The organism is Archangium minus (assembly GCF_044360475.1).
In the GTDB taxonomy this organism is placed as follows: domain Bacteria; phylum Myxococcota; class Myxococcia; order Myxococcales; family Myxococcaceae; genus Archangium; species Archangium minus.
On record NZ_CP043494.1, the window covers coordinates 13002462 to 13027218 of the forward strand.

The 24757-nt window shown below is 66.9% G+C and carries 21 protein-coding genes; 8 read left to right on the top strand and 13 right to left on the bottom strand.

What is annotated here, in order from left to right; translation table 11 throughout:
* Positions 1-38 precede the first annotated feature (38 nt).
* Positions 39-944, bottom strand: coding sequence for a LysR family transcriptional regulator (locus F0U60_RS53755; RefSeq protein WP_395812296.1), 906 nt, complete (start codon positions 942-944; stop codon positions 39-41).
* Between the two features lie 214 nt (positions 945-1158).
* On the opposite strand from F0U60_RS53755, the gene F0U60_RS53760 reads away from it, so the two are divergent.
* Complete coding sequence (locus tag F0U60_RS53760) at positions 1159-2451, top strand: MFS transporter (protein ID WP_395812297.1); 1293 nt, start codon at positions 1159-1161, stop codon at positions 2449-2451.
* A 27-nt stretch (positions 2452-2478) separates the two neighbouring features.
* Here the strand turns inward: F0U60_RS53760 and F0U60_RS53765 are convergent, their stop codons facing one another.
* The 3 genes from F0U60_RS53765 to F0U60_RS53775 are packed head-to-tail and all read right to left on the bottom strand — an operon-like array spanning position 2479 to position 4790.
* Positions 2479-2682, bottom strand: coding sequence for a hypothetical protein (locus F0U60_RS53765; RefSeq protein ID WP_395812298.1), 204 nt, complete (start codon positions 2680-2682; stop codon positions 2479-2481).
* 16 nt (positions 2683-2698) lie between these two features.
* On the bottom strand, positions 2699-3565 hold the full coding sequence (locus tag F0U60_RS53770) for a sigma-70 family RNA polymerase sigma factor (protein WP_395812299.1): 867 nt from the start codon (positions 3563-3565) through the stop codon (positions 2699-2701).
* 31 nt (positions 3566-3596) lie between these two features.
* Positions 3597-4790, bottom strand: a complete 1194-nt coding sequence (locus F0U60_RS53775; protein ID WP_395812300.1) for an alpha/beta hydrolase-fold protein — start codon at positions 4788-4790, stop codon at positions 3597-3599.
* Positions 4791-5084: 294 nt separating this feature from the next.
* Here F0U60_RS53775 and F0U60_RS53780 point away from each other — a divergent pair, with 294 nt between their 5' ends.
* The gene (locus F0U60_RS53780; protein ID WP_395812301.1) at positions 5085-7118 is read left to right on the top strand and encodes a M16 family metallopeptidase; all 2034 of its coding nucleotides are present in this window, start codon (positions 5085-5087) and stop codon (positions 7116-7118) included.
* 3 nt (positions 7119-7121) lie between these two features.
* On the opposite strand, the gene F0U60_RS53785 is transcribed toward F0U60_RS53780, so the two are convergent.
* The 5 genes from F0U60_RS53785 to F0U60_RS53805 form a co-directional block, all read right to left on the bottom strand.
* The gene (locus tag F0U60_RS53785) at positions 7122-9890 is read right to left on the bottom strand and encodes an IPT/TIG domain-containing protein (RefSeq protein ID WP_395812302.1); all 2769 of its coding nucleotides are present in this window, start codon (positions 9888-9890) and stop codon (positions 7122-7124) included.
* A 35-nt stretch (positions 9891-9925) separates the two neighbouring features.
* Positions 9926-10942: a peptidoglycan-binding protein gene (locus F0U60_RS53790; RefSeq protein WP_395812303.1), complete on the bottom strand. Its 1017-nt coding sequence runs from the start codon at positions 10940-10942 to the stop codon at positions 9926-9928.
* Positions 10943-11115: 173 nt separating this feature from the next.
* A complete protein-coding gene (locus tag F0U60_RS53795) occupies positions 11116-11511 on the bottom strand; it encodes a hypothetical protein (protein ID WP_395812304.1) in 396 nt (131 codons plus the stop codon).
* Positions 11512-11550: 39 nt separating this feature from the next.
* Entirely contained in the window at positions 11551-12528 is a 978-nt protein-coding gene (locus F0U60_RS53800; RefSeq protein ID WP_395812305.1) for an alpha/beta hydrolase, read from the bottom strand.
* 199 nt (positions 12529-12727) lie between these two features.
* Positions 12728-14938 (bottom strand): collagen binding domain-containing protein, encoded by a 2211-nt coding sequence (locus tag F0U60_RS53805; RefSeq protein WP_395812306.1) that lies wholly within the window; start codon positions 14936-14938, stop codon positions 12728-12730.
* 713 nt (positions 14939-15651) lie between these two features.
* On the opposite strand from F0U60_RS53805, the gene F0U60_RS53810 reads away from it, so the two are divergent.
* Complete coding sequence (locus F0U60_RS53810) at positions 15652-16608, top strand: LVIVD repeat-containing protein (protein WP_395812307.1); 957 nt, start codon at positions 15652-15654, stop codon at positions 16606-16608.
* Between the two features lie 36 nt (positions 16609-16644).
* Here the strand turns inward: F0U60_RS53810 and F0U60_RS53815 are convergent, their stop codons facing one another.
* Complete coding sequence (locus tag F0U60_RS53815) at positions 16645-17523, bottom strand: SDR family NAD(P)-dependent oxidoreductase (protein WP_395812308.1); 879 nt, start codon at positions 17521-17523, stop codon at positions 16645-16647.
* Positions 17524-17585: 62 nt separating this feature from the next.
* Here F0U60_RS53815 and F0U60_RS53820 point away from each other — a divergent pair, with 62 nt between their 5' ends.
* Entirely contained in the window at positions 17586-18542 is a 957-nt protein-coding gene (locus F0U60_RS53820) for a GlxA family transcriptional regulator (protein ID WP_395812309.1), read from the top strand.
* Between the two features lie 149 nt (positions 18543-18691).
* Here F0U60_RS53820 and F0U60_RS53825 read toward each other — a convergent pair whose 3' ends face one another.
* Entirely contained in the window at positions 18692-19156 is a 465-nt protein-coding gene (locus F0U60_RS53825; protein WP_395812310.1) for a PaaI family thioesterase, read from the bottom strand.
* Positions 19157-19298: 142 nt separating this feature from the next.
* Positions 19299-20108 carry an alpha/beta fold hydrolase gene (locus tag F0U60_RS53830; protein WP_395812311.1) on the bottom strand — a complete coding sequence of 270 codons (810 nt, stop codon included), beginning with the start codon at positions 20106-20108 and terminating at the stop codon, positions 19299-19301.
* Positions 20109-20260: 152 nt separating this feature from the next.
* On the opposite strand from F0U60_RS53830, the gene F0U60_RS53835 reads away from it, so the two are divergent.
* The 3 genes from F0U60_RS53835 to F0U60_RS53845 all read left to right on the top strand — a co-directional run bounded on the left by F0U60_RS53835 (position 20261) and on the right by F0U60_RS53845 (position 23612).
* Positions 20261-21496, top strand: a complete 1236-nt coding sequence (locus F0U60_RS53835; protein WP_395812312.1) for an acetyl-CoA C-acetyltransferase — start codon at positions 20261-20263, stop codon at positions 21494-21496.
* Positions 21497-21626: 130 nt separating this feature from the next.
* On the top strand, positions 21627-22226 hold the full coding sequence (locus tag F0U60_RS53840) for a TetR/AcrR family transcriptional regulator (protein WP_395812313.1): 600 nt from the start codon (positions 21627-21629) through the stop codon (positions 22224-22226).
* Positions 22227-22406: 180 nt separating this feature from the next.
* Positions 22407-23612 carry a tetratricopeptide repeat protein gene (locus F0U60_RS53845; RefSeq protein ID WP_395812314.1) on the top strand — a complete coding sequence of 402 codons (1206 nt, stop codon included), beginning with the start codon at positions 22407-22409 and terminating at the stop codon, positions 23610-23612.
* 5 nt (positions 23613-23617) lie between these two features.
* Here the strand turns inward: F0U60_RS53845 and F0U60_RS53850 are convergent, their stop codons facing one another.
* Complete coding sequence (locus F0U60_RS53850) at positions 23618-23920, bottom strand: Mpo1-like protein (RefSeq protein ID WP_395812315.1); 303 nt, start codon at positions 23918-23920, stop codon at positions 23618-23620.
* Positions 23921-24165: 245 nt separating this feature from the next.
* On the opposite strand from F0U60_RS53850, the gene F0U60_RS53855 reads away from it, so the two are divergent.
* Positions 24166-24735, top strand: coding sequence for an SRPBCC family protein (locus F0U60_RS53855; RefSeq protein WP_395812316.1), 570 nt, complete (start codon positions 24166-24168; stop codon positions 24733-24735).
* The last annotated feature ends 22 nt before the right edge of the window (positions 24736-24757 follow it).

Consider the following 24757-nt stretch of genomic DNA (forward strand, 5'->3'; position numbering starts at 1 on the left):
CCGAGTCCGAGCTGTCTACTCCGACGTCTCCCGAGTCCCTACGAATCGTCTGAACCCCTTTTCATCGCTGCCAAGGCCGCGGGGATTCTCTCCCGCATCAACGCCACGAAGGTGCGCAACCTCGCCGGATAGAACCGGGCATACGGATAGACCAGATACATGGGCAAGGGCGCGGCCTGCCAGCGCGGCACCAGGTGCAGGAGTCGCCCCTGCATGATGTCTTCGTGGAGCACCCAGGCCGAGGCCACGCAGATACCCAGGCCGTTCACCGCGGCGCTGCGGATGGCGTAGAGGCTGTCCGTGCTCAGGCGAGGGTGGAAGGCGATGGGCTGGACCTCGCCGGTGGTCACGTGGGTCAGTGAGAGCTCGTTGCGATAGAACGTGCGCAGCGACAGCCAGGGCAGCCGTGCGAGCTCATCGGGATGGGTTGGCATGGACAGGCCCGCCAGCACGGACGGCGCGGCCACCACGATGCGCGGCACCTCGGCCACGCGGATCGCCACCACGCTGGGGTCATGCACCTCGCCGACGTGGATGGCGCAATCGATGCCGTCCGCGATGAAGTCCGCGGCTCGGTCGTACAGCAGCCATTCGACCGAGACCCGCGCGTGGCGATTCAGGAACTCCGTCAGCGGCCCCACCAGCAGCTGTTGCCCGAACGCGTGAGGCACCACGACCCGCAGCGAGCCCTCCGGTTCGTCGCCCGCGCCGCGCAGGTCGGACTCGAACATCTCCCAGCTGGCCAGCAGCTCCTTCGCGCGCTCATAACAGCGCACCCCGTCCTCGGTGAGCTTCATGGCATGGGTGGAGCGCTGCAGGAGCCGCAGTCCCAGCGAGCGCTCCAGCGCCTGGAGCCGGCGACTCACCGTCGGCTGCGTGGTGCCCAACTGCGCGGCGGCGGAGGAGAGGCTGCCTGCGTCGACGATGCGCACGAACGTCTGCATCAGCTCGAGCCGGTCGGCGGTGGACGGCGCAGCGGGTTGGGACCTCCGCGGCTGGGAAACACGCGGTCGAGGCGGCTTTGAAGGCTGGGGCATAACGGAGCACGTTCAGCAGCTTTATACGCGGAACGTATATCCATTGTGCGAAGCACGCTACTACCGACGCCCACACGCCTGGCGCACAGTTGCCTCGACTTCAACGCCAGGGGTGAACACCATGTCTCTCATTCGCACCGTACATAGCACCGCCGGAAACGGCACCGTGGCCTCGGCGGCCTCCACCACGACGCCCAAGTCGTCTCGGCCCGCGACCGCCAGCCATGACGGCAGCGCGCCTTTATCGGGTGGACTGAGCCTGCTGCTCGCCGCGGGCGCCGGGCTGTCGGTGGCGTCGCTCTACTACAGCCAGCCGATGCTGGGGGTGATCGGAGCCAACATCGGCGCTTCGGCTACCGCGGTGGGCTTCGTGCCCACGCTCACCCAGCTCGGGTACGCGCTGGGCATCCTGCTGCTGACGCCCCTCGGCGACCGCTTCGACCGGCGCCGCATCATCCTCATCAAGGCGGCCCTCCTGAGTGTGGCGCTGCTGCTGGGCAGCATCGCCCCGGGCATCCACCTGCTGCTGGCGGTGAGCTTCGCCGTCGGCCTGACGGCGACCCTGGCGCAGGACATCGTGCCGGCCGCCGCGACCCTGGCGCCCGAAAAGCAACGCGGCAAGGTGGTGGGTACGGTGATGACCGGCCTGCTGCTCGGCATCCTGCTGTCTCGCGTCATCAGCGGCGTGGTCGCCGAGCACTTCGGCTGGCGCGCCATGTACATGATTGCCGCTGCCAGCGTAGCCATGATTGGCGTGGTGGCATGGCGAGGCCTGCCTCGCTTCCGCCCGACCAGCACGCTCACGTATCGAGCCCTGCTCGGTTCACTCGCCGGCCTGTGGCGCGAGCACGGTGCGCTGCGCCGGGCCGCGCTGGCGCAAGGCCTGCTCTCGGTCGGCTTCAGTGCGTTCTGGTCCACCCTCGCGGTGATGCTGCACGGCGCACCGTTCCACCTGGGCAGCGCGGCCGCCGGTGCCTTCGGCCTGGCCGGCGCGGCCGGGGCACTGGGCGCGCCGGTGGCAGGCCGTATCGCGGATCGCTTCGGCCCCGCAGTGGTCACGCGCCTGGGCGCCGGACTGACTGCCCTCTCGTTCGCCACGATGCTCGTGTCGCCGTGGCTCGAGCCGAGCGCTCGGCTGTGGCTGATCGCCGCCAGCGCGATTGGCTTCGACCTCGGCGTCCAAATCACGCTCGTGGCGCATCAGGCGATTGTCTTTGGCATCGATCCCGCGGCACGCAGCAGACTCAACGCCGTGCTGTTCGTCGGCGTGTTCATCGGCATGTCTCTCGGCGCGGCAAGCGGCAGCCTCATGCTGGCCCACTGGGGATGGGTGGCGGTGACGCTGCTGGCGACGACCTCATCGCTGGCGGCCTTGCTGGTCCGCCTGTTGCCGGGGACTCGCACGGCCCACTGAGTGACCGTGCGGCCCCCTGGAAGGCGGCTACTTGAACTTCCAGGCCCGGATGTAGCGGATGTCGAACGCGTTCCCCTGCCCTGTCGGCGTTGACGCATCGCCCGAGCCGCTGGCACTGCCGAACTGGAAGCTCAGCAGGATGTACATGCGGTCGGGCATGCTGACGTTCGCGGTGTAGACCAGGTTGCCGTCGAAGTAGAAGGACTGCCTGTTACAGAGAAGAACCCGCACGATGGGGATTCGCAGCTCAGGGCTCGAGCCCCTTCGAGAGTGACAGGTGAACCTGACTCCTCACCAGCTCCATGAGGGACTCGAACTCCTCCGGCCCCAGGCGCAGCGAATCCATGAGCTGGCGACGGATGCCCACCAGCAGTCGCTCGCGCGCGCGGGCAATCCACCGCGCCACCGTGGCCCGGTGCACCCCATACGTGCGGCCGATGTCATCGATGTTCAGCCCCTTGGAGAAGTGAAGGCGCAGCACGTTGACCTCGGTGTCCTCCAGCGTGGCGAGCGCCGCGCGGAAGGCCCGCTGGAAGGCCTCGCGGTACTCGCTCTTGATGAGTGCGAGCTCCGGGTCCGGAGAGGGCACGGAGAGTCCCGTGACGAGCCGCTCGTCCAGGCTCAGCGGTTGGACGCCGCGGCGCAGGTTGAGCGCCAGGCGCATGGCGACAACTCCCACCCACGCGGCCAGCGGGCCTCGGCCGGAGTACTCGAGGATGCGGGGCGTGCTGCCCTCGGAGCCCAGCAGCAGCCGCTCGCGCACCGCCTGTCGAACCTCCTCGGCGAAGGCGGCGGAGGGGTCCACACGGCGAGCCGCCTGAGCAATCCGCTCGCTGGCTCGCCGGTCCAGCTCCCGCTGCGCACGCGCGAGGCCGTCCGCACAGGCCAGCGCCAGCACCAGGTCGTCCAGGAACAGGGTGGCGGGAAGAGAACCGCTCCGGTAGCTCCGCAGCAGCGCCTCGTGCAGCCGCGAGGGCACCACCCCCCAGCTCTCACAGGCGGGGGCTGCGGCCTCGAGCTGCGCGCGCAACCACGCCTCCCGCTCCTGCTGGGAGGCCGGTGTGGAGGTCGAAGGAAGCTCTTGTGTGTCAGGGGGCTCTTCGTCGGAAGTCATCCGCGGGCCTCGGGAAACAGCAGACGGTGGATCAGCGTGGCTTCGTCCCCAGGAAATACCTGAGCACGTCGGGAGCCAGGTATCGCCAGGCGCCAAGTGAGTGTCCCTGGTGCGTGTAGACAGTCTTTGGTTTGAGCCCCACCGACTTGAAGTAGGTCTCCAGCATCTGGGTATCCTGAACGATATAGCCCTCGTACGAGCCCGCGCTGAGCCAGATTCGCAGCTTCGGGTTGGGGCGCCTCCGGCGACTGAACCAGGGCTCGTAGTAGGAAGGCGGGCCCATCAGGGACGGGGAGAGCAGGGCCACGTTGCGGAAGAGTTGGGGACGCTCCAGTCCCACGTAGAGCGCGATGCGCCCGCCGGCGGACGTCCCCAGGTGCAGCCGGTCCTCGGCGCGGGCCCTCGTGGAATAGTGGCTGTCGACATAGGCGACAACCTTCTCCAGGTACGAGAGGTAGTCAGGATTGAACTGGTACCAGTTGGAGCGGTCCGCGGTCGGGTCCGTCATCACGGCGATGACCGGCTCGATTGAGCCCTCCGCGATGAGGTTGTCGAGAATGATTGGCAGCTTGAGATGGTTGATCCACGCAGCGCCGTCCGGCGTGTAGATGACGGGGTAGCGCTTCGCCGCGTCGTACTTCGCCGGCAGGTAGATGGTGACCTTGGGCGTGGCCCAGGGCTCCTCCACGACGTGCAGCGAGCCCTTGGGGACGTCCTCGCGCGCGACCGCCTCGCGGGGCGGCACATAGCCCGGCATCGAAACCTCGGAGACCACGCCGACGATGGCTCCGTCGTAAGTGCGGGGGTTCAGCGGGTCCGGCTTCTCCGCACCATCAATGACGAACTTGTACTCGAGCCGGGCGTCCTTCTCGAACGAGAGCCGCGTGAAGAAGACCGCACCACCCTCGGCGGCACGCACGAGGGGCACTCCGGCCGGGTCCCAGGCATGGTTGTAATAACCGGCGCGCCGGAACTCTCCAATGAGGCGGACGTCCTTCTCCTGGCCCGTTCCCACATAGAAGAACACGGCATGTCCCGTCGGCTCGACGATGGGGAAGCCCCCGTGTGCCTGCTGCCACTCGACGAAGGCGCGAGTCAACTCCGGCCGGGCCTCCGCGCGGGCTGACTGGTATTGGCTGACGAAGTGGTCGAAGCCCGTGAACCGCTCGTCGGCGAAACTCGCCGTGGAAACCACCAGACACAGCAGCAGCACCGCGAGACGCATCCGCTCCCCCTCTCTCCTGGGGCTCTGCTCCATCCACCCCGGCCACCCATCCTGCCAGAACTTGCCGCGCAGGGTACCCGCGGTCGCGTGCAGCCCCCCCCCGGGCAAACCCGCGCACGAACGCCCATCCTGGCGATTTACAGAATTGTCACCCGTCCCGCTGTAACCACTGGCTGGATTTCCTGCTCCAGGGAGCAGCCACCCACTTCCGTGAAACACGGAATCACCCCTGGACGCCTCACCATGAAAGCTTGTCCCAGCCCTCGCTCCCGTACCGAGACCCGGAGCGTCTGGATGATGCTCATTGCCGTCCTGTTGCTGCTCGGCCCCTCGGGTTGCGCGACCTCCCCGCCCCCTCAGAGCGAGCCACCTCCCGGGACCGATGCCGTCAGGGGTGCCTTTGTGACGTACCCCAGTGGGATGCGATTGCTGGTGAATGAAGTCCCCGGCGCCTCCGAGGTCTCCATGACCGTGTCCTACCGGGTGGGCGCCACGGATGACCCCGCGGGCAAGGAGGGTCTGGCGCACCTGTCCGCCTTCCTCACCCTCATCCGTTACAGGAAGCACCCCGCCCTGTCGTTCCAGGCGCAATTGGAATTCGAAGGGGCTCGAATCCGCCCCGCCCTCACCCACGACACGACGGATTTCACTCTCACGCTTCCCCCGGGAAAACTCGCACGGACGCTGTCGGCAGAGGCCCAACGGATGCGGGACCCCTTGGGCCCGCTCACCGAGGACGAATTCCTGCAACTGCGCAGTCTGCTCGCGGAGACACTGCGCCAGCAGGACATGCCCGAGGTCCTCATGACGTGGTGGCTGCACGAGCGGCTGCTGCCGGGCCACCCCTACGGACGTCTACCCCTGGGCACTCCCGAGTCAATCGAACGCATCACCCTGGAGGACGTACGCACCTTCGTGAAGCAACACTACACCCCCGCCCACGCCGTGGTGGTGGTGGCCGGCCCCCTGGCTGTCGCGGACGCGAAGTTCGAAGTGGCGCGGGCCTTCGTGGGCCTCACCGGAACGGATGCCTCCACGCGTGTTTCCGCTGTGCAACGCAGGCCACCTCCGTTTCCCCAGGAGCTGCCTCCCGGCACGCCCATGGCGCAGCTGGAGGGACCGGTGCAGTCCCCACGTCTGTACATGGCCTGGACTTTGCCCGGTTCCTTCTCGGGGAAGGTCCTCCATGGGGAGCTCACCCAAATCCTGCTCAAGCTCACGTTGCAAGAGGTGTTCAAGAACTCTCCCCAGGTCCTCCATTTCGACGTCGAGACCCACAAGGCGGATGGGCTGATGCTGCTCGCCGCGCAGGTGGACGTTCGAGACGCGGGGGAAGTCCAAACGCTCGCGCGGCAGGTCCTGGGCAAGCTCGATCGGCTGTCGGACTCCAACCTCATCCAATTCACGAGATGGGTGCTCACCGAATACAGCAACCCCATCTTCAAGGAATCGGCGAAACAACTCACCACCCGCGACATGGCCATGGACCTGCGTGTCACGGGCCGGCCAGACCACATCAACGTCCGGCGACAGCAGTTTCAGACCCTCATTGCCTCCAAGACGGAGCTGGCCGACTACCTGCGCACCTACCTGCGCCCCGAGCGTGTCCGGCTGGTACTGGTCCAACCGCGGCCCAAGGGGTGGCACGAGGCGCTCGCACGTGCCCAGGAGCACTCCCGCCGGGGAGACACCCTCAAGGGGACCCGTCCTCAAAAGACCAGCCCGGACAACCTCGAGCGGGCCGTTGCCGCCTATCGCTCGGCCCTGCGCGAGCTGCCCCGGCAGCATGCGCCCCTTACGTGGGCAGAGACCCAGACCCTTCTGGGAGACACACTCCAGGCGCTCGGATTGCGCCAATCCGGAACGAGCCGCCTCGAAGAGGCGGAGGCCGCCTACCGGGCCGCCCTGGAGGAGCGGACCCGGGAGCGAGTCCCCCGAAGTTGGGCCATGACACAAGCCGCCCTGGGCAGCACCCTGTCGGAGCTCGGGAAGCGGAGCTCCGACCCAGTGCGGCTCCAGCAGGCGGTGGAGGCTTTGCGTACCTCGCTCGAGGTCGAGGTTCCCGAGCTGACGCCCGCGGAGTGGGCCAGCCACCAGAACAACCTGGGCACCGCCCTCCTCCTGCTCGGCGAGCACAAGCGGGATGCCGCAATGATCTGCGAGTCCCGCTCGCGCTATGCGCTGGCCCTGAGCAAAGCCAAGGGCGAGGACCCCGAGCGTGACGCCCTGCTGGAACAGGAGCTCGAAATGGGAACGAAGCTCCTCCGGCGCCATTTCGGGGAGCGGGCGCTGCGCGACTGTATGAAGAAGACCTCCAACGCGCCCTGAGCCTCAAATCCACGTGTAGTTCGGCATCGACCTCAAACCGGGTGCCTCTCGGACGTTCGCGAGCTCGATGTCCGGATGGACGAGCGGCATCAGCATGTAGTTGTTGTAGCCGCCAAACGCGGCATCTCCGTTCACGCGCCAGTTCTGAACGTTGGTGTGGGCCGTGTTCTCGAAGTTACTGCCCACGTTGCTCAAGGTGAGCGCCGTGAGATCATCATAATGGCCGATCAGCCTGTCCCGAACCTGCGTGACGACGGTGGGTCCACCCCCTGGCGCGCCTCCGTCGATGAACGCGGCGATCTCGCCATCGTATTGCATGCTCCGGTAGGTCCAGTTCGATGAGCCAATGACGAGGTATTGGTCATCGATGATCGCCAACTTCGAGTGCATGCAGGGGTTGATGAGTGTGTCCGCCATGACTCCCGTCACCGGGTGCTGGATCTGGGCAATGCACACCGGCGAGTAGAAGTGGAATCCACACTCGACGGCGGTGATACGGCTGAACTTGATCCGCTTGGTCCCTCCCGATGCGGCATCGACTTCGAGCGCGTCCTCGTCGAGCCAGCGCGTCGCCGTCGGGTCGTTGGGGTCATACGAGTCGTGGACGTTCCACGTACCAGCGCCCGCGCGAGCAACCTGCCTGATACCTCCGCCCCGGCGCTCCGACTCATAGTGGACCCTCACGCAGACCGGGTGCGGCATGCGCAGGACGAGCTGGAGCCAGGACCGGCGCGTCATATACCCCTCGCCCGCATCCCGCATGTTCGTGACGATGACGACGCGAAGAGTCGGGACGGCGGCCTTCCGGGTATAGAGCGCCCGGACGATCTCCGGATCCGTGAACTGGTTGTTCTCCATGTACACGTAGTGGTTCGCCGCGCCGATGCGTTCGAGCAGCAGGTCCCGGAGCTCGCGGTGGCGCGTGGAGCGCTCGGAGCGCGTCAGGGCGATACGGACCGTGGCATTGGCTCCGAAGGGAGTCGGCTGCGGCGTGCGGTTGCGCGTGACGGCGACCGCGTTCTGGCGGATGGTGTTGCGATTGCCTATCCCCACGTAACGCGACCGGACCTGGTTCTCCAGGTTGTTAAGCGAGATCAAGGAGGCCTGCATGTCGATGGCTCGCTGCCAGCGCCGCACCCACTCCTTCTCCACATCGTCCGTCGCCGGCCCGACGAGGCGGATGGCCGTGTCGTGCCAGGCCTGGTTGGTGTTCATGCCCAGGAAGAGCTTGTGATCGTCGGAGTCGAAGTAATAGTCGGCCAGGTTGAGGCCACCCATGATGACGGTGCGCTGGCCGTTGATGGAGAAGATCCCGAACTTCTGGTGGTTGCTCGAGCCGGTCCATCCCTCATAGCGCTCGAGGTAGATGCGCACGCGCCCGGGAGGCGGGGCCGGAGGAACCACGACAGCCGTGGCGGCTGCCCGATCAATCCGGCTCAACTCGTTGGCGAGATGATCGTGGCCCTCCGCGAAGTCTCTCCACTTCAAGCGATCCTTCGCGTTCGGGTACCAGACGATCACATCGACATCGTGACCGGCCATCACCACGTTCTCGATGTAGTCGACGATCGTATGCCCGACCACGTTGAAGTGATTGCGGTCACCGAGCGTCACATTGGCGTCGATCTTCCAGAAAGCGAGCCGCACGTAGGTCTGCGGACCTGGAGCAGCGGCGGCGACGGCATTCATCTGCACCTGGAGCTCGGTGAAGAACTCCTCTCCGTCCATCAGGAACGTGACCTCGTTGTCCGTGGGAGCGGGCCCGTCCACATACGTGAAGCCGTTGACGAGCGTTCCCAACTGCTCATCCGGATTCGTCACGACGACGTCCACCTGACCCGCGGCATGCGCGGGGGCGATGACGGTGAGGGTCGTTGCGTTCACGAAGGTGACGCTCGTCGCCGCGACGCCTCCGAAGGTGACCGTCGCTCCGTTGACGAAGTGGGTGCCCGTGACGGTGACGGAGGCTCCGTCGGAGTTGCGTGCCGCCGGGGGATCCACCCCCGTGACCGTGGGCGGCGCGTCGTAGGTGAACGCGCCCACGCGGGTGACGGACTGCCCGTCGGAGTTCGCCACCGTGACGTTGACCGCGCCCGCTGCCGACGCCGGGGTGACGACCTGGATGGACGTGCCGCCCTCGCTCCTCGCGAGTGGGAGAACCGTGCCGTTGATCGTCACGGTGACGCTCGGCGTGAAGTGCGTCCCGGAGATCGTGAGGTTCGTCCCTCCGGTGATGGGCCCATGAGCGGGCGCGAGGCCCGTGAGGGTCGGCGTCTGGTAGGTGAACGGGGTTTGAGCGCTCTGACCGTCCGGGTTCGTCACGGTGATGTTGACGATCCCCGCGGCATGCGCGGGCGAGCGCGCCTCCAGTTGCGTGGAGCTCGTGCGCACCACGGAGAGCGCGGCCGTGCCATCGAAGGACACCTGCGCGCCCAAGGCGAAGTAAGCCCCAGAGAGGGTGACGAACGTCCCGCCCGCGGTCGGCCCGTCGAGCGGGTTGATGTTGTGGAGGGCTGGCGCGTGGAACGTGAACGCGGCAACCAACGTGTGCGTGGTGCCATCCAGGTTCGTCACGGTCACGGCGACTGGACCCGGCGCTACAACTGGCGAGAGCGCGGTGATCAACGTCGGCGTGACCTGGATGAGCTGCGCTTGGGCGACGCCAAAGAGGACCGTTGCTCCGTCCTTGAAGCCCTGACCCTGGATGGAGACGGCAAGGCCTCCAGAGCTCGGTCCCGCGTTGGGCAGGACCCCTGTGATGTTTGGCGGCATGGATTTCCCCCCTTGATGCCGTGGACTGACCGTCCTCAGGACAAGTACAGCTCCTCGAGTTTCTTGCGGGTGGTGTCGTCAAGCTCACCCGTCACCTCCAACGAGTGGTCTCGCTGGAAGTCTCGCAGCGCGCGGCGTGTCAACGAGTCGAGCTCACCGCTCACCTCGCCACACGGGTAGCCCAGGTTCGTGAGTCGCGCCTGCACACCGCTGATCGTCTCGAGCGGATCCAGATACGCCATCTGGAACTCATAGACTTCTTGCGGCTCTTCCTTGCCGAGCACGAGCCGGACCTTGTCGACGTCCGGAGGGACCGGCTCGGAGACATAGCCGTCCCCATCCGTCTCCCCCTTGCGCTCCTCGGCTCCGCCCTCGAGCTCCAGGGTAAGGAGGTAGGGAATCCCCCCGCGTGGCTTTCCGTCCCCCGAGAGGAAGCGCACCCGGAACTGCTCTCGCGCGCCCTTGCGGCGCAGGCGGAAGGCCTCACCGACCTCGCAGGACTGCGTCTTCACGCGGAGGGCGGGGAGCACAACCTTGTCTCCGGGGAACAAGAGGGCGCTGGCGCCGCGGAGCTCCTTGAGCTTTCCGTTGTCTGGCAGGTTCCACAGCACCTCGGACAGGAAGCCATGACGCGCGGCGATCTCCGCGAGGCACTCCCCCTGCACCACGACGTGCGGCGACGACGCTTCCGGCGCTTTCGCGGGAGCCCGCCAGGTGGCGTTGCCAGCGCTCCGGGCGCGCTCGGCGGGGAGCGGCTCGCGGCCGACGACTTCCCACGTCGCCGAGTCGAGCGTCGGCAGGCAGAGGTCATAACGCTGCTTCTGGAGCGCCTCGAAGCGAGCACGTCCCGAGGCATCGGTCTTGCTCGCGAGCGCCTCCGTATCGCTCTTGCGGAGCTCCACGGCGAGCTCCGCGATGGGCTCGTCATGGGCCCCGACGACGAGCACCTCGATGGCGTAGCGCTCCATGTACGGGCACGTCGTGGTGGAGTTGGAGGGAACCACCGGCGGCTCCTCGAGGCTCACCGTATCCGCGGCTTTGAGCTTCGCCACGCGAAGCGGCTTCGAGGGTGTTGGTGCCGCGCTGTCCTCGGAGGGGGGTGGCCCGGAAGAACGCGCTGGTGGGCCGAACGTCAACACCTTTGGCCGAATGGGCTCGGGAAGGGTGGAGGGCGAATCCTCGTCGACCTCACCGTCCTGGGAGGACGGAGACGGCTTTCCGAAAATCATTGTCCAAACTCCTCGCGCAGCACCGCGTTACGCGCCTCGAGCTCTCCGCGGCGGATGAACTCCTGCACCAGGCGCTCGAGCCGTACGCTCGGGCTCGAGACTCCAGGATCCTCGAGGTAGTCCTTCATCCAGGCGTGCTCCGGAGCCCTGGCGAACTCCCAATCCGAGGCCACGAGCAGGTTGATGAAGCGGGAGAGGTCCCGACGCGTCACCAACCCGAGCGCATGGCCCTGCCGGACGCCCTGCTCGATGCGCGCACGCAGAAGCGCGTCGTCCAACACCCCTACCTCTTCGGGAAAGTGGGTGCGCACGTGCGCCATCAGATGGAGAAGGAAGTGTTGGGCTTGTGCTTCCTCGAAGACACCGAGCTGGTGGCTACGAATGGTGAGCATCCCGCGAGTGTACCATGCTCTCTCGTCAAGCCGCGGCGCTCACCACGCGTTCTTCTGCTCAGAGCTCGACTCTCCTCTTCCGAAGGCACGTGACAAGGCGCCGTGGAGGTCCCGATTGAAGCTCTCCGTCATCCACGCAGTGGGCACGAAGTTGAAGCCATGGATGGCGCCGGGATAGCTGTGGAGCTCGACGGAAACACCCGCCCGGCACAGCCGCCGCGAATACTCCACAATCTCCTCGAAGAAGAGGTCGAGCGAGCCCGTCGCGATGAAGGCGGGCGGCAGGTTGGAGAGGTCTCGCCCGAGCGCCGCGGAGAAATGGCCTGCGCGCGCATCGGTCGGAACGTAGTCGCCGCGAAGCGCCTCCCAGCCGAAGCGGTTGTTCGCGCGCGTCCAGGAGAACTCGCCCGTGACGGGATTCGGGTGAGGGTCCTCTTTGCTCCCCGTGCGGTAGTCGAGCATCGGGTAGATGAGAATCTGCGCGCAGGCCCGCGGGCCTCCCTCGTCTCGCGCGAGCTGGGCGAGCGAGGCGGCGAGGCCTCCTCCGGCACTCTCGCCCATCAGCACCACTCGGGAGGGGTCAACGCCGAGCTCGGCTGCATGGGCGAACAGCCACTTCAGACCCGCGAAGCAGTCCTCGATCGCGCCCGGAAAGGGCGTCTCGGGCGCGAGGCGGTAGTCGACGGAGACAACAACGGCCTGATGCCGCAGGGCCAGCGCCCCACGGATTCCCTCGCCCATCGCCGCATCGCCGAGCACCATGCCTCCGCCATGGATGAAGAAGATGGCCGGTCGATTCGACCCTCCACCGTGAGGGGTGTGGATGATCAAACGGACCTCCGGACCTCCATCGCGGGTACGTACTCGCACCTCGGAGCGGATCGCCGGGCTGGGTCCCGCATCGAACTGGTGGACCAGCGCGGCCCGGAAGTCCTTCAGGTTGGCCGCGGAGAGGGCCGGGAACTCGTTCTCGAGCATCGGAGCGAGGGCGGGATCGACGAGATGGCGATAAGTCATGATGCGTCTCCAGGAGCGCGGGTTGGACTGACGAAATGAATAGGCCGCCACGAACCTTCACGAAACTTTATATTTGGAACGACTAGGCTTCACGGCATGAATGTCTCCGAGAGCCCCTCCGAGACGCACAGCATGCACAGCCAAAAGCTCTACGACATTCCCTTCAAATCGCAGCCGAGGAGCCAGCTCGTCAGGGATGTTATTCAGTAGAGACCTGGAGCTCCACGGCGGTCCCGCTCCGCGCGGCCTCGAGGTCCACCGCCAGCGTCCCGCTCGCGGGTACCTCCACGGACCGAGGGAAGAACACGGGGGGAGGACCGTCGTCGAGAACGACGTGCCCCACTTGGAGGGTGTAACGCCCCGCCTTCAAGGGCCCGGATGCATACGCGCCCTCATGGATGACCGCGATCGCGGCGATCTCTCCATCCGGAGAGAGCAGTTGCACCGTGCCGCTGTCGACGGTGACCGTCCCGGCCCGCACGGTGCCCTCCACCCGAGCCCCGGCGTGCAGCGGCACCACCACCTCCCGCAGCTCCGCTCCGAGCGGCACACGCGCCTCCAAGAACTCATCATGGTTCACGACCAGCAGCAGCGGTCGCGGCTCCACATACGGGAGCACCGCCAGCCCTTCCTCGTTCGTCATGAAGTGGCGCGCCGACATGCGGAGCTGACCGCTGTGCCGAGTGAGCTCCGTCTCCCGGAAGAGCAACGAGCGTGGCAAATCCGCCTGCCCCTGCTCGGGCGTCCGCAGGTCCAGGAGGGCGCCGCGCACCGGCCTGGAGCGCTCCGCGTCCACCACCCGCACACGCACCTCGCGCCCGGACCGCAGCACGATGTCGCCCAGGTCCACGGCCTCGCCCCGCCGCACGCGTACCTTTCGCTCCGTGCCCGCCAGGTCCTGCGCGGTGAAGGTCAGCACCCGCTCTCCATCACCTTCGAAGGGATGGCGGAACACGCCCTGCTCGTCCTCCAGGGGAAGGTCATTGAGCCGGAAGCGGCGCACCGGCGAGCCATCCTCACGGACCACCCTCCCCTTCACCATGCCCAGGAAGTCGAGCACCAGGCGGACCTCACGCGCCTCAGCGGACACGATGACGCTCGGCGTGGAGTCCATCACCCCCTGCCCCGTCGGCGCCCGGAGGACATATCCCTCCTTCCGCACGCTCACCTGGTAGTGGCCCGGCCTCAGATGGTTCACGGTGAACCGCCCTCGCGCATCCGTCAGGAGCGGACGCGCCGACTCGGAGTCCCACGTGTCCTGCAGGGACTCGGGAACGGACTCCTCCTGCGAGTCATCCGCCTCACGTGCGTCCACTCGGGGAACTGGCACCAGCTGTACCCGCGCACCTTCCACCGGATAGCCCTCGCCATCCACCACCACCCCCGAGAGCCGCAGGCCCGCCTCGAATGACAGACGCACCCGCAGCGACTCCACGCCTCGGGACTCCACGCTCCGCTTCACCGTGCGCAGATGCCCCTCTGAGGGAAGCTGGGCCCTCACCACGTACTTCCCGGGCTCGAAACCCTTCAGCGTCACCCTGCCACGCTCGTCCGTGGTGCCCGTCTTCTCCTCATGGGACTCCTCGGCGCCCGTGGCCTGGACGGACACCTCGGCCTCCGCGACGGGCTGTCCAGACTCGTCCACCACCTCGACTTCCACGTTCGTGCCAGAGCGCAGCACCAGCCGTGCCCCCTCCACCGGAGCTGACACAGGCCACTCAGTGACGAGGAAGTCCGGGTGCGACAGATGAGCGATGTAGTCCCTGGGCTCCGGCGCATCCAGGCTGAACGTCCCCTCCGCGTCGGACACGGTGGAGACGAGGACGGGTGCATCCTCCCCTCCTTCCGGCGGAGGAAGGCTCAGCCCCACTCGCACCCCGACCACAGGGAGGCCGGCCTCGTCCACCACCTTGCCACGCACAGACACGCCGAGCGGCAACATGATGTCGAACGTCCGTGACTCGCAGGAGTCGAGCTCCAGAGGCAGGGAGACGGCGACGTAGCCCGGCCCATCCGCGGAGAGGAAATAGGGCACGCCAGGAGCTAGGGACTCGAGCGCGTAGAGCCCTTGCTCGTCCGTGGTATCCGACGCATAGGGATGCGAGGAGCGGCGGCCGGCGACCCGCACCTCGACCGGGATGCCGGGCAGGGGCTGGTCGTTCTCATCCGTGACGCGCCCGCGCACCCGGCAGCGCTCCGTGCTCGCGGGCTCCTCCTTCAGGGGAAGCCTCTGCTGTGACGAGTCCGGTGCGTCCGCCCCTCGTACGAAGCCACCATTTCCGGAGGTGACCGAAGCACGCGGGGGGACGCTGGAAGGAGCCGGCTCCGAGGGCCGCGCCGAGAACCAAAGCACCCCGACCAGCACGGCGACTCCGACAAAGCTGCCCCACCGCCTGCGCGAAGAACGCATGATTCAAAATCTACATCGGCGCCGATGACTTGCATCGTGAAGGCAGACTTGGAGAGGATGACCCCTTTCCTCCCGGAGCAACTCGAATGAAGTGGACCCGTGTCCCCCTGGTGCACCTGTTCTCATTCCTCGTTGTCGCCCTCCTTGGATGCCCGGATAGCCCGAGCCAACCCACGCCCGATGCGGGGTGGGATGGGACGGCCACGCCCCTCGAGGAGTTGGGCGACCTGGTGGACACCGGCCGCCTCTCCGCCTGCCGGATCATCAACGATGGAGGCACCTCGGAGAATTGTGGTGACCTCAGCTACTTCGACCTCTCCGCGTGCAAACGGGACACGCTCGCCAACGTGCCACCGGGCGCTCACTACAACCTGGTCCTCCGCAGCGAGGCGGCGGGCACGCTCTTCGGAAGCAACGTCCTCTTCTCGGCGGACGGGGGGACCGGCCTCGCCGATGGCAGACCCATCACCTCCCTCGTGCGCGACGGACGGACCCTCCAGTTCTCCGCGCAGAGCACCCAGCCGGACGGAGGCATCGTCCGCTACAACTGGGCAGCCTGCGAGTCCCCCAGCGGCACGGACTTCACCGGCTGCTACTTCTCCTGCACCAATGGCCGGGTCACCGGCAAGGGGAGCACCTTCCACGCCACTCGCTTAACGTGGCGCGAGGGCGAGTCCGAGTCCTCCGGCCTGCGGCTCGTCTCGGAGAGCCACGTGGCCCTGGGCCGACCGGTGGACGTCCATGTGGCCCATGGGCACGCCTATGTGGTGTCCATGGATTACAAGGGACGCACGGGCGGACTCACCGTCTTCGACGTGAGCAACAAGAGCACCCCGGTCCTCAAGAAGGTCTTCACGCTCCCCACCGACAGCTATTGGAACAGCGCCTGGACCAAGGACAACACCCTCTACGTGGCCAGCGATAAACGCGGCGTCCTCGTCTTCGACATCTCGCAACCGGCGGACCCTCGGCTGTTGAAGGACGTCCCGGGCGAGTCCATCAACGCCCACACGGTCTTCGTCGACGGCAACCGCCTGTATGCCGCCACCACCGCCGAGTCGGGCGTGCTCATCTTCGATATCTCAACGCCTCAGTCCCCCACCCTGCTCAACCGCTACCTGGCACCCAACACCGTCGACTTCCCCTATCCTCACGACATGTTCGCCCGGGATGGGCAGCTGTACGTCGCCCATGGCTACGTGGGCCTCGTCGTGGCCGATGCGAGCAACCCGAGCGAGGTCCGCACGCTCGGCACCTATAGCTTCCCCAACCAGTACAGCCACGCCACCGCGGTGGGCACTTTCGCCGGCCGCACCATTGCCTTCGAGGGCGGAGAGAACGTCGACGCGCACCTGCGCGTGCTGGACATCACGGACCCGACCCGGATGGTGAAGATTGGCGAGTTCCGCCTGCGCACCGCCATCTCCATCCACAACATGGTGCTGGTGGGCCAGCGCCTCTACATCACCTGGTATCAAGAGGGACTGCGGGTCCTGGACGTCTCCAACCCCACGAAACCCACCCAGGTGGCGTACTTCAACACCTACCGGGAGACGGACCCGGGCCGGGACGACTTCCTCGACGGGGCCATTGGCCTGCGTGTCCCGGGGGACGGCTACGTGTACGTCGTGGACATGACGCGCGGACTCCTCATCCTCCGCGAGGAGTAGCGCGCCTCATCGCTCGTCCGCCCAAGGGGCGTTGGCTCACGCGGCCGCCGCCCCGATGTAGAACCGCGCGGCCGGCTTGCTGTGCGAGAGGTTCGGCGCGAGCGCGTTGCGGGCGTTGTCGTACTTCTCCCAATCCGCCGCGTCTGGCAGCGAAGGGATGGTCACAAGCTCGCCTTGCTCCAGGCCCGCGAGCGCGGCGCTGACCATGTCCGACGCGCTCATCACGATCGCGTCCGGGAGGTTGTGGACCGGTGCACCGGCGATGTCCCAGAACTCCGTCCGCGTAGCACCCGGCAGCACCGCCTGGACACGCACGCCCTTGTCGCGCAGCTCGTGATGCAAGGACTGCGTGTAGGCGACCACGAAGGCCTTGGTTCCGCCGTACACGCCGTTGAGCAGCTCGGGCTTGATCGCGACAATCGAGGCGATGTTGATGATCGTTCCGCCACCTCGCGCGACGAACCCCGGTGCGGCAGCCATCGTGAGCCGCGTGAGCGCCAGGACATTGATGGCAATCATGTCACTCATCTTGTCGGGGTCGGACTCCAGCAGAGGAGCGACCGCTCCAACGCCAGCGTTGTTGACCAGCAAGGTGATGCGGGAGTCGGAGCGCAAGACCTCTTCCACGCGACGCACGCCCTCGGGCGCCGCCAGGTCCGCTTCGACCACTTCGACCTGGCGACCCGTCATGCCATTCAGCCGCGCCGCGAGTGCGTCCAACCGGGCCCGATTACGGGCAACCAGGATGAGATCGTAGCCACGCACGGCCAGCTGCAGGGCGTACTCGGCTCCGATGCCCGACGACGCGCCAGTGACGACCGCCTTACCCTTATTCGAGACGCTGCCCATCTTCGTTCTCCATTTCGGCCAGCTGTGTTGCTGGTTGATGGTGAGAAGAGTAGCGTGGGGCCGCATGTCCCGAACGTCATAGATGCCACCTTTTGGGACATTCGAACATGGTTCATCCAGGAGCCCCCATGCGGACGATTGGACTGGTTCTCTACCCCTCGTTTTCGGCCATGAGCCTCGCCGTCACCTCCGTGTTCGAGATGGCGAACGAGCAGGCCGGGACAATCGAGTACAAGATCAGCCTGGTCTCGGAGCACGGCGGGCTCGTCGCGACTTCGCTGGGGTATGAGCTCCAGACGGCGGCCTTCAAGCGCCGCACGTTCGACACGTTGATCGTCGCTGGCAACACCGACGGCGCACCGGCCTCGGCGGGCCTGTTGAGCTACCTTCGCGGCGCCGACAGCCGGACACGGAGAATCGCATCCATCTGCACCGGCGCCTTCATTCTGGCCGAGGCGGGTCTGCTCGATGGCCGGCGAGCAACCACGCATTGGCTCTTCGCACGCACGCTGCAGCAGAAGTACCCGAAGATCGAGGTGGACGCGGACCGCATCTTCGTCGTCGACGGGCCCATCTGGACTTCGGCCGGCATGAGCGCCGGTGTCGATCTCGCGCTGGCGCTCGTGGAGAAGGACCTGGGTGCCGAGACGGCGCGGATGGTCGCCAGGAAGCTCGTCGTCTACCACCGGCGTGCGGGTGGCCAATCGCAGTACTCGGCGTTGCTGGACCTCGACGCGAAATCCGACCGGGTTCAGACCGCCCTCGCCTATGCGCGAGAAAACCTCGGCGCCGAGCTGTCCGTCCGGGAGCTGGCCCGCGCCGCCCACCTGAGCCCGCGACAGTTCAGTCGCCTGTTCCGCGAGGAAACAGGGCAGTCTCCGGCGAAGGCCATCGAACGGCTGCGCATCGAGGCCGCGCGATTGATGATGGAGTCCGGCCGATTCTCGGTCGAGGAGGTGGCCCGCGAGAACGGTTTCGGCAATCGCGAGAGGATGCGGCGCTCGTTCGTCCGGGCGTTCGGGCAACCGCCGGCCGCGCTCCAACGCGCTGCCGGTGTGCCGCGCGCATCAACCGCCAATCACTGAGCCCGCGCCGAACGCCGGTGTGAGCCCGACAACGCAGAGCTGGCCGTGCTCACCCCGAGGCTCAACGGAGCCGCGCACAGCGACAGCAAGGCCACGGCTATCCACACGTGCCTCCGCGCGCCGGACCTCCAGAGCAGGTGTCGTGGCCATCATCGCCCGCGCGCCTCGTCCCCTCGCAGGACCATGCACGAGCTGACCACCTTGGCCACAAGGCTCCCCTTCTCATCCTCGACGTCACATTCAACCAGCCCGAGCGTTCGCGTCCGCTTGATCACACGTCCCGTCGCTCGCAGGCGCGCGTTCCAGATGGGCTTGAGGAACTTCGACGTGAGATCCAACGTGGTGAAGCTCTCCTCGTCCTCGAGCGTCGTGGCCATCGCCGCGCCCATGGCCAGATCGGACAGATCGCAGATCACCCCACCGTGGAGGGTCCCCATGGGGTTGGCATGGCGCGCCGAGGCTTCCAGCCCCATGACGACGCGGCCCGGTTCAACGCTGAGGATCTGGAGCCCCAGCAACTGGGCGATGGGAGGGGGTGGTGCCTCTCCCCGCAGGATCTGCTCCAACTCCTGGAGGTGCCGCGTGGTCTTGGGAGCAGCGACTCGGCCGTTCATGATGTCTCCTCGGTGTGCGCACGTCATGAGGCCTCCCCGCCGCCGCGGACCTGGGACGCCCTTTTCATATGATAAGCGTAATATGTTCCAACCAGCGGTGCCAGGGAATCACCAGCGTCCGTGACTGGCCGAGCGGGAGTGTTCAGCTGAGGAAGCGATGGACCTCGTCCGTGAACTCTTCAATGTACTGGAAGAGGAAGGCATGGCCGGAGTCGGGATAGAGGACCAGCTTCGCGTTGGGCGCTTGCTGTGAGATGACGTAGGAGCGGTAGGCGGGGATCATCACGTCGGAAACGCCATTGGCCACGAGGATGGGCTGCGTGAGCTCACCGAGCCGGTCACGCACGCCAGGCCAGCGGGAGATGGCCTTCACCTGCCGCATGAAGGACTCGCCCGAGACCAGGGGCCCTCGCTGCGGTTGCGCGTTCAGCCGCGCCAGATGCGCCTTCCCCGCCGCGCGCCCGGTCTCCGTCCCGGTGAAGAACAGGAAGAGGAAGTCCTCCTCGTCATTCACGGGCTTCGTCATCACCTCGGGGACCCGCGGATGTTGTGCCGGCCCCTCGGCTCCGCCACCGGAGGTCGAACCCGCGATGATCAACCGCCGGACCCATGCCGGCGCCGCCAGGGTGATGTGCTGGGCGACGAGACCGCCGAGAGACCACCCGAGCACGTCGGCCCGCTCGATGCCGAGCGCCCGCGTGAAGGCAAGGGCCACCTCGGCCATTCCCTCGATGGTGTCCGGGACCTGGCCGCTCGACCGACCGATGCCCGCGTTGTCGAAGCGGATGACTCGGCGGCGGGCGGCAAGGGCCGACACGAACCGCGGATCCCAATCGTCAATCGTTCCGCGGAAGCGCTGGACCAGGAGCAAGGGAACCCCCTTGTCCTCACCGTCAAGGGTGTAGGCCAGCCGACCGAACGGAGTCTCGACGTACTGAATCTGTGCGCTCACGTTTCTCTTCTCCGGGATGATGTTTGGCGTTGCTTGTCTATTGTCGTGCTTGCCTGGCCGCCATGTTCAAACGCGGGGGTACCCCGGCTTGACAGAACGCATTACGCTCATAATATGAACAGCGTAATATCAAGGAGTCAAGGAGCAAAGCCATGGGCATGAGCTACGTCATCGACGCCGTCCGGACCCCGCGAGGGCGCGGCAAGGCGGGCAAGGGAGCGCTCTCGGGCATCCACCCGCAGGAGCTGCTCGCGCAGGTGCTGAACACGCTCCAGCAGCGCCAGGGTTTTGAGCCCCGCGAGGTGGACGACGTGATGGCGGGGTGCGTCTCCCAGGTGGGGGAGCAGGGCGCGAATCTGGCTCGCAGCGCGGTGCTCGCCGCGGGATGGCCCCACGAGGTGTCAGCGGTGTCGCTCAACCGGTTCTGCGCCTCAGGCCTGCAGGCCGTCCACTTCGGCGCCATGGGGGTCGCCTCGGGCGCGATGGACCTCGTCATCGCCGGGGGCGTGGAGAGCATGTCGCGCGTCCCCATGGGCTCCGACGGCGGCGGCCAGGATGGCAACAACACGCACCTGCGCGAGCGCGTATTCCAGGTCCCCCAGGGCATCAGCGCCGACCTCATCGCCACGCTCGAGGGGTTCTCGCGCGAGGAGCTCGATGCCGTGGCGCTCCGCTCCCAGAGGAATGCGGCGCGGGCCATCCAAGAGGGCCGCTTCGCCAAGTCCTTGTTCCCCGTGAAGGACCCGCGCACGGGCACGGTGGTGCTCGAACGTGACGAGGTCCCACGCCCCAACACCACGGCAGAGGGGCTCGCCGCGCTCGAGCCCGCCTTCACCGCCCTGGGTGGAACGGTCGTTGGCCCGAAGGGGGAGACGCTGGACCAGCTCGCGCTCGCGGCCTACCCGCGCGCGAAGGCCATCCGGCACCTCCACACCGCCGGCAACTCGAGCGGCATTGTCGACGGGGCCGCCGCGGTCACGCTCGCCTCGGAGCGATACGTCCGGGAGAAGGGCCTCAAGCCGCGAGCCCGCATCCGCGCCATGGCGACCATCGGAAGCGAGCCGGTGCTGATGCTCACCGCGCCCGCGCCGGCGAGCCAGAAGGCGCTCCGCATGGCGGGCATGACGGCGCGAGACATCGACCTGTGGGAGATCAACGAGGCCTTCGCCGGCGTGGTGCTGCAGACCATTCGTACGCTGGGGATCGACCCCGAGCGCGTGAACGTCAACGGTGGCTCCATCGCGCTCGGCCACCCGCTCGGCGCAACCGGGGCGATGTTGCTCGGAACCGCGCTCGATGAGCTGGAGCGGAGCGACAAGCAGACCGCGCTCATCACGCTGTGCGTCAGTGGCGGCCAGGGCATCGCCACCCTCATCGAGCGGCTATGAGGTGGACTTCCTGACCTTCGCTCGGAGGGGATCCGAGCGAGCCATGAACAATGATGGGTGGAATATCATGTTCATCATATGATTGGTGTCTTGCCGGAGCAGTGCAGCCCCTCCGGAGCGAGGTCACGCCATGAACCAGAAAGCGGAGCAGAAGCAGAAATCGCACGACGCCATCCTGGCCTCCGCCGCCGCGCTGCTGCTCGAGCGGGGGATTCGAGCGAGCTCCGTCATGGACGTGATGAAGGGGGCGGGACTCACGGTGGGCGGCTTCTATGGACACTTCGATTCCAAGGAGCAGCTCTTCGCGGAGACCATCCGGCGCACGGCACGGACGATGTGGAACGAGTTGATCCAGCGGTCGAAGAGCGACACGTCGCGCCCTCCGGTGCTGAACGTGCTCTTCCGATATCTGTCGCGGAAACACCGGGACAGCGTGGAGGTCGGCTGTCCCCTGCCGAGCATCACCTCCGAGGTCGCGAGGGAAGGCGAGCCCTATCGTGAGGCCCTGGAGGGGGAGCTCGCCGGGTTCATCCAGGACTTGAGTGGCCTGATCGGGCAGGGCGAGAAGTCCCGGGAGAAGGCGCTCGCGCTGCTCGCCCTCATGTATGGCGCGCTGTCGTTGGCGCGAGCCGTTCGCGGCACGCGCCTCAGTGACGAGTTCCTCGAGGCGGCCAGGAAGATTGGCGCGCAAGCCCTGAATGAGGGCCCCACCTCGTCCGAGAGCCGATAGCTTTCGCAGTGGATGTCTTCATCGGCGGCCAGAGTGGAGGCAGCGGGCGCCCTGCCGCGTGAGCGACGTCTGAGACATGGCGCACGCCCCCTGGGCGCAGCCTGGATAACACTCGGTGGCGGATCGCGTCGGCCCCTCCTACCCCCGCCTGCGCGTCCCTGTGCTTGAATGCGCGCCGCCATGCAGAGCGCCTATGACCGCGCGTCAATCCTGATGGACAAGGGGCTCTACGCCCACGCCCTCCCCTTGCTGAAACAGGCCATCGCGGAGGAGCCCGCGCGTGCCCATGCGCACGCCCTGCTCGGGCAATGCCTCCAGGAGCTGAATCAGATGCCGGAGGCCTTGAAGGCAGGCCGCGAGGCACTCGCGCTCGACCCCGAGGACGCCTGGGTCCGGGTCTGTCTGGCGCGAACCCTGGCGATAACGAAGCAACGCCGCGAGGCCACCCAGCATGCCGAGGAGGCCCACCGGCTCTCCCCGGAAGCCCCCGACCCCCTTCGCGTGCTCGCCCACCTGGCCCAGCGGGGTGGACGGCACGAGCGGGCGTTGGAGTTCCTGGACCAGGCCCTCGCGCTGGCTCCGGGGGACCCGGAGCTCCACGCCATGCGCGCGATGTCGCTCCGGGCGCTGGGCCGGCATCACTCCGCGGACGAGGCGAGCCGGGAGGCCATGACCTGGAATCCCGAAGAAGCCAGGGCCCTCATGTCCCGCGGTCTGGTCTGTCTGGACCAGGGCGACGTCCGTGAGGCCGAGGCACTCTTCCAGACCGCCGTGACGCAGCACCCAGACGAGCCCATCTACCGCCAAGCCCTGCTCATCGCGCGCCTCTCGGGACGCCCCGTGCTCGGTCCGGTGTTCCGCCGCCTGCTGCGCGTGCGCAACATCCTGGGCGCCAGGCTCATGGTCGGACTGTTCGTCGCGCTCGGGGTGCTCGCGGCCCTGCGCGGCTTCATCCCCGAGTCCCACGGCCCGCTCTCGCTCGGAGCCGCAGGCGTCCTGGGCCTCTACGCGGCCCTGCTGGTCCTTCCCGAGGTGCTGATGGCCTCCGCCGCCTGGCTCTTCCGGGAGCAGCACCTGGATGGAGTGGAGTCGGCGTCCGTCGCCCTCGCCGCGGCAAACCAGGCCCGCCTGGTGCTCGTGGGCGCCCTGTTCTGGGCCATGGGTCCGCGCGTCTTGTGGGCCCTCCCCTTGTACCTGGCACCGTTCGTGATGCGCTTGAAGCCTCGGTCCGAGCATTCGCTCCGAGTGACTCCGCGCCAGAGGGTGACGCACCAGTGGCTGTTCCTCGCCGCCTCCCTGGTGTTCACCCTGCACCTTGCCCTGGGCCTGCCACACCTCTGGCTGAGCCTGCTGCTGATGCTCTCCTTCTTCTTCACCAGGCCCTGAGCGAGTCAGGCCCGGCCGGCCATCTTGGCGGCCCACCAGCGCAGGCCCACGAAGAGGAAGCGCCAGTCCTTGAGGAACTCCGGTGGCTTGCCCTCGAAGGCGTGGCCCGCGAATTGAAAGCCCCAGCCCACCGTGAAGAGGCTCACGGGGAGCTTCCACAGCCCCGGGACGAAAGGCGAGGCGAGCGCGAGCGGCACCGACGCCGCGATCATCGGGATGCCCAGGGTGTGGCAGAAGCGGTTGACAGAGTGGGTGTGACTCTTCGAGTACTCTGAAATCCAGTCATCCCACGTACGGTTGCCGAGCATGAGTTCACGCTGTGCATGGCCCGGGATGGAAGGGAGCCGCCACCCCGAGGCTCGCCCACTGTCCTCACAGGCAGGCGCGCCCGCTCGAGCCCCGCGCCCCGCGAACAGGTAAAAGACCCGTCATTCCGAGTACTTGGCCGCGCTGAGAAAAAAGCACCGGGCGTGTCGATCTCGCGGGTGCCCGTTCGACGTGTCTGCAGAGCCCGAGAAGTTCGTTCGGATTTTCTGAAAGAGGTGTTGTTCACATGGCCATCAAGATTGGAATCGTCGTCGTCCTCGTCCTCATCGTCGGAGTGTTCGCCTTCATCAGCACGCGTCCGGAGAACTTCCGTGTCGAGCGGAGCGCGCAGATCAACGCTCCCGCGGAGGTCGTCTTCGCGTTGATCAACGACTTTCATCAGTGGGGTCAGTGGTCGCCCTACGAAAAGCTCGACCCGAACATGACGAAGAGCTTCGAGGGTCCCGTCTCCGGCCCGGGTGCCAGCTACGCCTGGAGCGGAGATAAGAGCGGAGCGGGTCGCATGACCATCGTGGAGAGCAAGCCCGGCGAGCGCGTCTCCCTCAAGCTCGAGTTCTTCAAGCCCTTCGAGGCCACGAACATGACGACCTTCACGCTCGTGACGTCCGGAACGGGGACCCGCGTGAGCTGGGTCATGGAAGGGAAGAACAGCGTGATGGCCAAGGCGCTCTCGGCCTTCATGGACATGGACGCGATGGTGGGCAAGGACTTCGAGCAGGGCCTCGCCCACCTGGACACCGCCGCGCAAGCCGAGGCGCGGAAGCTCGGGCAGACCGCGGCCGCCTCGGTGCCCTGAGGCCTCCCGAGAGGCGACCTGG

Bases quoted from the DNA above. Each gene is read 5' to 3' on its own strand.
- F0U60_RS53755 (WP_395812296.1), bottom strand. From the start codon at position 944: ATGCAGACGTTCGTGCGCATCGTCGACGCAGGCAGCCTCTCCTCCGCC.
- F0U60_RS53760 (WP_395812297.1), top strand. From the start codon at position 1,159: ATGTCTCTCATTCGCACCGTACATAGCACCGCCGGAAACGGCACCGTG.
- F0U60_RS53770 (WP_395812299.1), bottom strand. From the start codon at position 3,565: ATGACTTCCGACGAAGAGCCCCCTGACACACAAGAGCTTCCTTCGACC.
- F0U60_RS53775 (WP_395812300.1), bottom strand. From the start codon at position 4,790: ATGCGTCTCGCGGTGCTGCTGCTGTGTCTGGTGGTTTCCACGGCGAGT.
- F0U60_RS53780 (WP_395812301.1), top strand. From the start codon at position 5,085: ATGATGCTCATTGCCGTCCTGTTGCTGCTCGGCCCCTCGGGTTGCGCG.
- F0U60_RS53785 (WP_395812302.1), bottom strand. From the start codon at position 9,890: ATGCCGCCAAACATCACAGGGGTCCTGCCCAACGCGGGACCGAGCTCT.
- F0U60_RS53795 (WP_395812304.1), bottom strand. From the start codon at position 11,511: ATGCTCACCATTCGTAGCCACCAGCTCGGTGTCTTCGAGGAAGCACAA.
- F0U60_RS53800 (WP_395812305.1), bottom strand. From the start codon at position 12,528: ATGACTTATCGCCATCTCGTCGATCCCGCCCTCGCTCCGATGCTCGAG.
- F0U60_RS53805 (WP_395812306.1), bottom strand. From the start codon at position 14,938: ATGCGTTCTTCGCGCAGGCGGTGGGGCAGCTTTGTCGGAGTCGCCGTG.
- F0U60_RS53815 (WP_395812308.1), bottom strand. From the start codon at position 17,523: ATGCGGCCCCACGCTACTCTTCTCACCATCAACCAGCAACACAGCTGG.
- F0U60_RS53820 (WP_395812309.1), top strand. From the start codon at position 17,586: ATGCGGACGATTGGACTGGTTCTCTACCCCTCGTTTTCGGCCATGAGC.
- F0U60_RS53825 (WP_395812310.1), bottom strand. From the start codon at position 19,156: ATGAACGGCCGAGTCGCTGCTCCCAAGACCACGCGGCACCTCCAGGAG.
- F0U60_RS53835 (WP_395812312.1), top strand. From the start codon at position 20,261: ATGGGCATGAGCTACGTCATCGACGCCGTCCGGACCCCGCGAGGGCGC.
- F0U60_RS53840 (WP_395812313.1), top strand. From the start codon at position 21,627: ATGAACCAGAAAGCGGAGCAGAAGCAGAAATCGCACGACGCCATCCTG.
- F0U60_RS53845 (WP_395812314.1), top strand. From the start codon at position 22,407: ATGCAGAGCGCCTATGACCGCGCGTCAATCCTGATGGACAAGGGGCTC.
- F0U60_RS53850 (WP_395812315.1), bottom strand. From the start codon at position 23,920: ATGCTCGGCAACCGTACGTGGGATGACTGGATTTCAGAGTACTCGAAG.
- F0U60_RS53855 (WP_395812316.1), top strand. From the start codon at position 24,166: ATGGCCATCAAGATTGGAATCGTCGTCGTCCTCGTCCTCATCGTCGGA.